This is a genomic window from Thermohalobaculum sediminis (genome assembly GCF_023487995.1).
Classification (GTDB): Bacteria; Pseudomonadota; Alphaproteobacteria; order Rhodobacterales; family Rhodobacteraceae; genus Thermohalobaculum; species Thermohalobaculum sediminis.
Genome location: NZ_JAMFKN010000015.1, coordinates 24,226 through 32,569, shown reverse-complemented (window position 1 = coordinate 32,569; position 8,344 = coordinate 24,226). Strand labels below are relative to the sequence as shown.

Sequence of the window (8,344 nt, the reverse complement as noted above, 5' to 3'; positions counted from 1 at the left end):
TTGTGGTGCTTGTTCGCCATTCTCGATCCTCCTCTGCTTCATCATAGAGGTGGACCAAATCGTCTGGGGAGGCTCAACCCCGCTTCAGGGCGGGGGGAGCGTCACGGAGCGGCCGCAATCGGGGGGCAGGCTCGGCCGATGTGGAAGCTTGCGCTTGTCCTTGCCGCGATCGGTGGCGCCCTGATCGCGATGCCGGCCTCGCCCGAGCGTGTCGTCAAGCGGTTCGCCCGGGCCGAGGGGATGAGCGGCGCCATCCTGGTCACCGGCCGCGGCGACGACGACGACGACGCGCCCCGGATCGTGGCGTTTGGGACGGGTGCGGGCGGCAGGCCGCTGACGCCCGAGACGGTGCTGCCGCTCGCCAGCCTGTCGAAGCCGGTCACGGCCGCCGTGGTGCTGCGGCTGGTCCGGTCGGGGCGGCTGTCGATCGACGACCGGCTTGCCGATCTCGTGCCCGAGGTCGCGGGGGCGGGCGACGCCCGGTATCGCGAGATCACGGTCCGCCACCTGCTGACGCACACTGCGGGGCTGCGCTGGATGCCCTCTCCGGCGGGGCTGTTCGGCCCCGACGTGCACTGCCGCGATGCCGCCCTCGCGCTTGTCGACGACCCCTTGCTGGCCCCGCCGGGCGAGGTTCAGGCCTATTCGAACCTTGGCTACTGCTGGCTGGGCATCGTCATCGAGCGCGTGGCAGGGCAGCGCTACGAGGAGGAGGCCGCGGATGCGGGCTTCGACCTGGCGATGACGAGCCCCGCGCTGTGGGCCGCGGGCGGCTGGTCGGGCCGGGCCTCGGCGATCTTCGAGGCGCTGGGCGGCGAGATCCCGCCCGAGGCCCTCAGCCGGCCGCTCGGCGCCTTCGGGGAGAGCTATTACGGCCTCGGCTGGCATGTGGCCGAAGGGTATCTCTGGCATCACGGCGTGTTCGTCGGCACGTCCTTCGCGGTGGCGGTCAGGATGCCCGACGGGCGGAACGCCGTCGCGCTCTTCGCCGGATCGCCCGGCAATCCGCGGCAGGATGCGTCGGTCCTCGCAGGCAAGCTTGCGGCCTCGCTGCGGCGGCGCGGGTGGCTGGGGCGCTGAGCGGCGCCGCCGCGGGGCGCGCGCTTAGCCCTCGATGGGCGGCAGGTGGGTTTCGAGCCAGGGCCGCAGGTGCTCGTGCTGCGCTGGCAGGCGGAGCGCCTCGCCCAGATGCGCGCGGTCCTCGTCGCGCTCGAAGCCCGGCTCGTCGGTCGCGACCTCGAACAGCACGCCGCCCGGCGCCCGGAAGTAGATCGCGTGGAAATAGTCGCGATCGATCGGCTCGGTGACGCGCAGGCCGGACGCCGTAAGCGCCGCGCGCACCTCGTCCTGCGCCGCGCGGTCGGGGACCGAGAAGGCGACATGGTGCACCGACCCCGCGCCCTGCACCGCGTCGCGCGCCGTCGCATCGATCTCGAGATCGACGACCTGCGCGCCGTTGCCGGCCGCAAGGGCGTGGCGGACCAGCGCGCCGTCGCGCCCGGCCTCGGCGTAGCCCATCAGCGCGAGGAGGCGGGTCATGCCCTCGGCCTCGCGCAGCCGCAGCCGCACGCCGCGGAAGCCCCGGATCGCAACCTCCCCGGGGACGCCATCAGCCGTCCAGGGCGCGCGCACATCACCCGCCACCTCGACCAGCGCGAGCGAGTCGCCGTCCGGTCCATCGAAGTCGAGACGCCGGTCGCCCAGCACGTCGTCCTCGCGCAGCCCCGTCACGCCCGCCGCGGCCAGATGCGCCGTCCACCAGGGCAGCGCGCCGGCGGGGATGGCGAACTCGGTCAGAACGGCCTCGCCGGCGCCGCGGCGGCCGCGGGCCATGCCGGGGAACGGAAAATGCGTCATCACCGTCCCGGGCGCTCCGGTCTCGTCGCCGTAATAGAGGTGGTAGACCTGCGGCGCGTCGAAATTCACCGTCTTCTTGACGCGGCGCAGTCCCAGCACGCCGGTGAAGAACTGGTTGTTGGCCCGCGCGTCGGCCGCCAGCGCGGTGACGTGGTGCAGCCCCCTGATGACACGGATCATGCGTCCCTTCCCCGGCCCGGCCCGGCATGTCAATGGCGATAGGGTTTGAGCTTACTCGGTGACAATGCGTGCCGAAAGCTCAGGGATCTCGGATGGTCTTTTCACGAGGCGGCAACAATCACTCCCGCGCCGCCGGATCTGCGCGAGCGCTGTGGTTTCGCGAGAGATCCGCTTGTCCGCACGGGTCGCGGCTCCCCGTGGCGCGGGTGACGCCGATCAGCGCGCGCCCTTGCGAACCGGCGCGATGTCCGTTTCGTGGCCGACCGCGCGCCGATACAGGTGCCAGGTCGCGTGGCCGAGGATCGGCAGGATCACCACGAGACCCAGAAAGACCGGGATCGTCCCCACCACCAGTGCAGCCGCGACGAGCAGGCCCCAGGCCGCGACCGTCCGCGGGTTCTTCGCGGTGACGCGAAGCGAGACCACGATCGCCGCAGGCGCGCCCACATGCCGGTCGACCAGAAGCGGGAACGAGACGACGCTGCCCGCGAGCACGACGGCCGCGAAGACGAAGCCGACCGCAAGGCCGATCACGATCATCGCCCAGCCCGCCTGGGTCGTCAGGACGTCCCGCGCGAAGCTGGCCAGCGAGGTGGGCGGCGCGGGCCCCAGCGTCAGGACGTAGACGATCTGCGCGGCGATCAGCCAGACGACGAACAGCCCGACGAGGAGAAGGCCGAGCACGAAGATCGCACCGAATGACGGCGACGCGATCACCGAGAAGGCGTTCCGCCAATCCGGGGCTTCGCCCATCTCGCGCCGGCGGCTGAGTTCGTAGAGCCCGACGGCCGCCAACGGCCCCAAAAGCGCGAATCCCGCCATCATCGGGAACAGCAAGTGCAGAACGTCCTGGTGGAAGGCGTAGTAGGTCAGAAGCAGCCCGACGACGGGATAGAGCACGCTGAGGAAGGCAATATCCGTCCTGCAGGCCCCGAGATCCGCAATCCCGGCGCGAACCGCGTCGCGCAGGTCCGCGATCTCGATGCGGCGGATACGGATATCCTCCAGCGCCACCTCGCCCTTCTCGCCGCCGATGCTCTCGCCCGCCGCCTCGATGTGATGGGACCCGCCGCTGATCTGGTCGGCAAGCCATTCGATGGGGTTTCGTATCGTTGCGACCATGACAAACCTCCCGGTCACGAGCCGTTGCAGCCGCGACCTGGCATGGTCCACACGATCTGAGACGCGTTGGCCGAGCAGTCCCGGGCCGCCAATCCAACTCAAATTATCATACCACGATCTTCCCCGAGTCGCCTGCCCGACATTGCCGAGCCGCGTGCCGGAGAACGGCGCGGAGCGCCGAGTCCGGTGCGCGGAGAGGCGGGGAGGAATGGCCGGGAGGGCCGATGACCTTTGCCGACCTGAGGCGTCGCGGCGTGCAGGGTTCGGACGACAAGGCTTAGGCGAGAGAACAGCCTGGCCCCCCGGGACTACCGGGGGCAGGTCGGGATACATAGAAGACGGAAAGCCTTTATGCCGCTCAGCGACTCTCCCAGAGTCCTTCGGGGCAGGCGCGCATCACTTCCCAGAAGGCGGTCGAGAATGAAAGGCTGCATTGAATTTCTCAATTTCAGAAGATTGATGCAGATCAAAGCGCTCTGCTATTTTGAGCGACCATCAGATATGAGGTCGATTCATTCAGGCGGTCGGACTGCAGCCTGACTTATTGTGATTGCAGGTCTTTCAGGCTGCGCTGTAGATAAGCTTCCAGAATTATCACATTTAACCCGTAATGAAATTGAGAGAGAATTTGGATCTCCCGCCAACGTATTCGAAACTTTGTCCGGTGATTGGTATCATTACAAAGTAAAAATAGACTATGATGTTCCTGGAAGTGTCGGTTACGGAGTGGGATATACGCTTGGGGCGGCGATGATATTCTTGGGCCCTGACCTGATTTTGAGAGAGCTTTCCAACCGAACCACATCGTACCTCGTCTCCTTTGACGACAGAGATCGTCCAGAGCGCGTTGAGCGAGTTGAAGTCTGGTATCCGAAGGTCATGGAAATTCAAAAATCAAAGGAGAGCTTTGAGCATATATGCTTGCACGCGAGCCTTGGAAGCCAAAAATCCCAAGAGTATATGGGGAGAATTTTTGAGCCTATTGTGGAAAAGGAATGGGCGAGTGCTTGAATTGTAGAACCTGATAACGTGAAAGCATTTCTGTGGTACGATATTTCTGGTGTGGAATCCTTAAGACAGAGAACGCTTGATCGCATGTCAGAGCGGGACATGGCGGAGGCTAAAAACAGGGCAGAGAATTGGTCCCCGGATCCTTACGAATGCCTCTTTCAACATTAGGTCGAGGTTTCGTCAAACCCGCCCTTCGGCGTCGAGCGGAAGTCGCAGGCGGACGCCGTCTGGAAGGAACACAACCAGCTCGGCTTCGGCGACCGCTTCGGTCCAGGCCTGTCGAACATCAACGAGGGGGGTTGCTGTTCCCGATGCACATGATCTCGAAGCGCCACGCCTTGTCCGACGACCCTGGCGGGCGCAATCCTTGACGAACCGATTACGACGCGCCGGCTCATTTCGTGCAGGTCGGCATAGGAAAGCTGAGTTTCGACAGGCGTTTACACTTGTCAGGAGAAGGTGGTGGAGGGGGCTGGATTCGAACCAGCGTAGGGTTACCCCGACGGATTTACAGTCCGTTGCATTTGACCGCTCTGCCACCCCTCCAAGGGGGCGCGCGGGGCGCCCGGCGTCATGCGGTGACGGGCGCGGGTGTAGGATGCGTTGGTGCGGCGTGTCAACGGGGGATTTGGAGCCCGGTGCGATCGCGCGGGGCCCGGCCGGGGCTACGTTGCGGCGATCTTGGCGGGGTTGCGGGCTTTGCCGCCCAAGGCGTGTTGCGCCGCGGATGCGGATCGCGCATAGGATGCCGCGCAGCGTCCAAGCAGGGGCCAGACCATGCCAGCCGAGCGCCCGACCCCATCGAAGCCCCGCGGCCGGCGGCAACCCGGCGGCGGTGGAGGTCCGGCTGGCGGCGGCTCGCGGGGCCGGCACGCGATGCGCGGGGGGGATGCCGAGACGGTTTGGCTCTTCGGCATTCACGCCGTGCGGGACGCGCTCCTCAACGCCGCGCGCGCGCGGCGACGGCTGATCCTGACGCCCAACGCCCGCGAGCGGCTGGGCGAGGCGGTCGAGACCTCGGGCATGACGCCCGAGATCGCGGACCCGCGGCGCTTTCCGGCGCCGCTCGACCCGCAATCTGTGCACCAGGGCGCGGCGCTCGAGGCCGAGCCGCTGGACTGGGGCCGGCTCGACGGGCTGTGCCGCCCGCACGCCGCGGACCCTGCGCCGGTGGTGGTGCTGCTGGACCGCGTGACCGATCCGCACAATGTCGGCGCGATCCTGCGCTCGGCCGAGGTGTTCGGCGCGCGGGCGGTGATCGCGCCGCGCCATCACGCGGCCCCGGAGACGGGGGCGCTGGCCAAGTCGGCCTCGGGCGCGCTCGAGCGCCAGCCGTATCTGAGGGTGCGCAATCTTGGCGACGCGATGGAGGAGTTGCGCGGCCTCGGCTATGTGCTGATCGGTCTCGACGGCGCGGCCGAGGCCACGCTCGACGCGGCAGTGGCGGCAAGCCGGGGGCAGCCGCTCGGGCTGGTCCTGGGTGCCGAGGGGCCGGGACTGAGGCCGCGGACGCGCGAGCTTTGCGACAGCCTCGCGCGAATCACGGCGGCGCGGGATTTCGCCTCGCTCAACGTGTCGAATGCGGCCGCGGTCGCGCTTCACCTGGCGGCGATGCGCGGCTGAAAGGCAGGTTGCATCCGCCCTGTGCAGAGCCAATCCGGCAGGCGGGAAAAAATTCCTCACGACATTGCGACAGAGGGTTACGGAATCTTCGCGCTCGTCCCATATTGTTAATGGGAGCGGATCTGAACACCCCGCTCCGACACTCACTGTCCCTCGTTCCGACTTGATGTCCGCCGGTCTTCTCCCCAAAAGGTAAGCCGGCGGACTTTTTTATCGTCGCTGGGGCGCCGCGGCGCGGGATCGGGTTATGCCAGAACTGAGCTACACGCATGAGCATCTGCGCGAGGTGCTGACGGGCACCAGAACCATCGCCACGGTCGGCGTCTCGCTCAACGAGGTGCGGCCAAGCTTCTACGTCGCGCGGTATCTCAAGCTCAAGGGCTACAAGGTGATCCCGGTGAACCCGCGCTATGCCGGGCAGACCGCCTTTGGCGAGACCGTGATCGAGAGCCTTGCCGCCATCCCGCGCGAGAACGACCCGATCGACATGGTGGACATCTTCCGCCGCTCGTCCGAGGCGGGCGCGGTGGTGGACGAGGCGATCGAGGTTCTCCTGGACCGCGGCCTGAAGACGATCTGGATGCAGATCGGCGTGATCGACCATGCCGCCGCCGCGCGGGCCGAGGCAAAGGGGCTGACGGTCATCATGGACCGGTGCCCCAAGATGGAATACCAGCGCCTGTGGGGCGAGTTGAGCTGGGGCGGGATCAATTCCGGCGTGCTCTCGTCGCGCCTGCGCTGAGGTCGGGGGGGCGATGTTCGTCGCGATGAACCGCTTCCGCATCGTGCCCGGCCGCGAGGCCGAGTTCGAGGCGATCTGGACCGGGCGCAAGTCGCATCTCGAAGCGGTGCCCGGCTTCCGGTCGTTCCACCTGCTGCGCGGGCCGCGTACGGACGCCCATTCGCTCTACTGCTCGCATTCGGTGTGGGAAAGCCGCGCTGCCTTCGAGGCCTGGACGCGTTCCGAGGCGTTCCGCCGGGCCCATGCGCAGGCGGGCGACAGTCGCGGCCTCTACCTGGGCCCGCCCGAGTTCGAGGGCTACGAGCCGGTCGAGGGAGCCTGAAGCCCCGGCCCGCCACCGATGCCGCTGGGGTGCCAAATCCCGTCTGTAACTTCGTGCGGCGGCGCGATATGCATGGCGCCCGGACCAGCATCGGGGGAACGACCATGACCGAACGCAGCTACGGCTTCGACACGCTCCAGATCCACGCAGGCGCGCGGCCGGACCCCGCGACCGGGGCGCGCCAGACGCCGATCTACCAGACGACCGCCTATGTCTTCCGCGACGCCGAGCACGCGGCGGCGCTGTTCAACCTGCAGGAAGTGGGCTTCATCTATTCGCGCCTCACCAACCCCACGGTCGCGGTGCTGCAGGAGCGGATTGCGACGCTGGAAGGCGGCGTGGGCGCCGTGGCCACCTCGTCGGGCCATGCGGCGCAGATCATGGCGCTGTTCCCGCTGATGGGGCCGGGCGACAACATCGTGGTGTCGAACCGGCTCTATGGCGGCACCGTCACGCAGTTCAGCCAGACCATCCGCCGCTTCGGGTGGGAGGCGAAGTTCGTCGACATCGACAAGCCGGGCGAGATCGCCAAGGCCTGCACCAAACGCACGAAAGCGATCTTCTGCGAGTCGATCGCGAACCCCGGCGGCCACGTCGCCGACATTCCGAAGATCGCGGCCGTAGCCGAGAAGAAGGGCGTGCCCCTGATCGTCGACAACACCACGGCCACCCCCTATCTGTGCCGGCCGATAGAGCAGGGCGCGACCATCGTCGTGCATTCGACCACCAAGTATCTCTCGGGCAACGGCACCGTGATGGGCGGAGCGGTGGTCGATTCCGGCAAGTTCGACTGGACGGCCGCAGGCAAGTTCCCCTCGCTGTCCGAGCCCGAGCCGGCCTATCACGGGCTGAGGTTCCACGAGACCTTCGGGCCGCTCGCCTACACGCTGCACGGTCACGCGGTGGGCCTGCGCGACCTCGGCATGTGCCAGAGCCCGCAGAACGCCTTCATCACGCTTCTGGGCATCGAGACGCTGAGTCTGCGGATGGGGCGGCACGTGGCGAACGCGCGGCGCGTGGCCGACTGGCTGGAGGCCGACCCGCGCATCGCGGCGGTCACCTATGCCGGGCTCAAGTCGTCGCCCTATTACCGGCGGGTGCGCAGGCTCTACCCGAAGGGCGCGGGCGCGCTGTTCACGATCGAGCTCAAGGGCGGCTACGACGCCTGTGTGAAGATGGTCGATGCGGTCGAGATCTTCAGCCATGTCGCCAATCTCGGCGATGCGCGTTCGCTGATCATCCACTCGGCCTCGACCACGCATCGCCAGCTTTCGCCCGAGCAGCGGGCGGCGGCGGGGGCGGGCGACGGGGTGGTCCGCCTTTCGATCGGCATCGAGGACCCGGCGGACATCATCGCCGATCTCGACCAGGCGCTGGAGAAGGCGACCGGGATCAAGCGCACGGCGTAACGGAAACCTGCGCCGGCCGGAACCGCGCGTTCGAAGGCCCGCTGCCCCGGCCACAGCGCCGGGGCCTCGTTCCAAGCG

Annotated in this window: 8 protein-coding genes and 1 tRNA gene; 6 read left to right on the top strand and 3 right to left on the bottom strand. The window is 67.5% G+C overall.

What is annotated here, in order from left to right:
- Window positions 1–138: 138 nt before the first annotated feature.
- Window positions 139–1,080 (top strand): serine hydrolase domain-containing protein, encoded by a 942-nt coding sequence (locus M1105_RS19675; protein ID WP_249582086.1) that lies wholly within the window; start codon window positions 139–141, stop codon window positions 1,078–1,080.
- Window positions 1,081–1,104: 24 nt separating this feature from the next.
- Here the strand turns inward: M1105_RS19675 and M1105_RS19670 are convergent, their stop codons facing one another.
- Together M1105_RS19670 and M1105_RS19665 are read right to left on the bottom strand one after the other, a co-directional pair.
- Window positions 1,105–2,037, bottom strand: coding sequence for a VOC family protein (locus M1105_RS19670; RefSeq protein WP_249582085.1), 933 nt, complete (start codon window positions 2,035–2,037; stop codon window positions 1,105–1,107).
- Between the two features lie 216 nt (window positions 2,038–2,253).
- Window positions 2,254–3,159, bottom strand: a complete 906-nt coding sequence (locus M1105_RS19665) for a DUF2189 domain-containing protein (protein WP_249582084.1) — start codon at window positions 3,157–3,159, stop codon at window positions 2,254–2,256.
- Window positions 3,160–3,705: 546 nt separating this feature from the next.
- Between M1105_RS19665 and M1105_RS19660 the strand changes: the two genes are divergently transcribed.
- Window positions 3,706–4,170, top strand: a complete 465-nt coding sequence (locus tag M1105_RS19660; RefSeq protein WP_249582083.1) for a hypothetical protein — start codon at window positions 3,706–3,708, stop codon at window positions 4,168–4,170.
- Window positions 4,171–4,630: 460 nt separating this feature from the next.
- On the opposite strand, the gene M1105_RS19655 is transcribed toward M1105_RS19660, so the two are convergent.
- Window positions 4,631–4,716: transfer RNA gene (locus M1105_RS19655), tRNA-Tyr, on the bottom strand.
- 330 nt (window positions 4,717–5,046) lie between these two features.
- On the opposite strand from M1105_RS19655, the gene M1105_RS19650 reads away from it, so the two are divergent.
- From M1105_RS19650 to M1105_RS19635, 4 genes are all read left to right on the top strand, one after another.
- Entirely contained in the window at window positions 5,047–5,793 is a 747-nt protein-coding gene (locus M1105_RS19650) for a TrmH family RNA methyltransferase (RefSeq protein WP_249582082.1), read from the top strand.
- A gap of 247 nt (window positions 5,794–6,040) precedes the next feature.
- Window positions 6,041–6,535 carry a CoA-binding protein gene (locus M1105_RS19645; protein WP_249582081.1) on the top strand — a complete coding sequence of 165 codons (495 nt, stop codon included), beginning with the start codon at window positions 6,041–6,043 and terminating at the stop codon, window positions 6,533–6,535.
- Window positions 6,536–6,548: 13 nt separating this feature from the next.
- Window positions 6,549–6,857 (top strand): antibiotic biosynthesis monooxygenase family protein, encoded by a 309-nt coding sequence (locus tag M1105_RS19640; RefSeq protein WP_249582080.1) that lies wholly within the window; start codon window positions 6,549–6,551, stop codon window positions 6,855–6,857.
- A 104-nt stretch (window positions 6,858–6,961) separates the two neighbouring features.
- The gene (locus M1105_RS19635) at window positions 6,962–8,266 is read left to right on the top strand and encodes an O-acetylhomoserine aminocarboxypropyltransferase/cysteine synthase family protein (protein WP_249582079.1); all 1,305 of its coding nucleotides are present in this window, start codon (window positions 6,962–6,964) and stop codon (window positions 8,264–8,266) included.
- Window positions 8,267–8,344 lie beyond the last annotated feature (78 nt).

Bases quoted from the DNA above. Each gene is read 5' to 3' on its own strand.
- M1105_RS19650 (WP_249582082.1), top strand. From the start codon at position 5,047: ATGCGCGGGGGGGATGCCGAGACGGTTTGGCTCTTCGGCATTCACGCC.
- M1105_RS19675 (WP_249582086.1), top strand. From the start codon at position 139: ATGTGGAAGCTTGCGCTTGTCCTTGCCGCGATCGGTGGCGCCCTGATC.
- M1105_RS19670 (WP_249582085.1), bottom strand. From the start codon at position 2,037: ATGATCCGTGTCATCAGGGGGCTGCACCACGTCACCGCGCTGGCGGCC.
- M1105_RS19645 (WP_249582081.1), top strand. From the start codon at position 6,041: ATGCCAGAACTGAGCTACACGCATGAGCATCTGCGCGAGGTGCTGACG.
- M1105_RS19635 (WP_249582079.1), top strand. From the start codon at position 6,962: ATGACCGAACGCAGCTACGGCTTCGACACGCTCCAGATCCACGCAGGC.
- M1105_RS19665 (WP_249582084.1), bottom strand. From the start codon at position 3,159: ATGGTCGCAACGATACGAAACCCCATCGAATGGCTTGCCGACCAGATC.
- M1105_RS19640 (WP_249582080.1), top strand. From the start codon at position 6,549: ATGTTCGTCGCGATGAACCGCTTCCGCATCGTGCCCGGCCGCGAGGCC.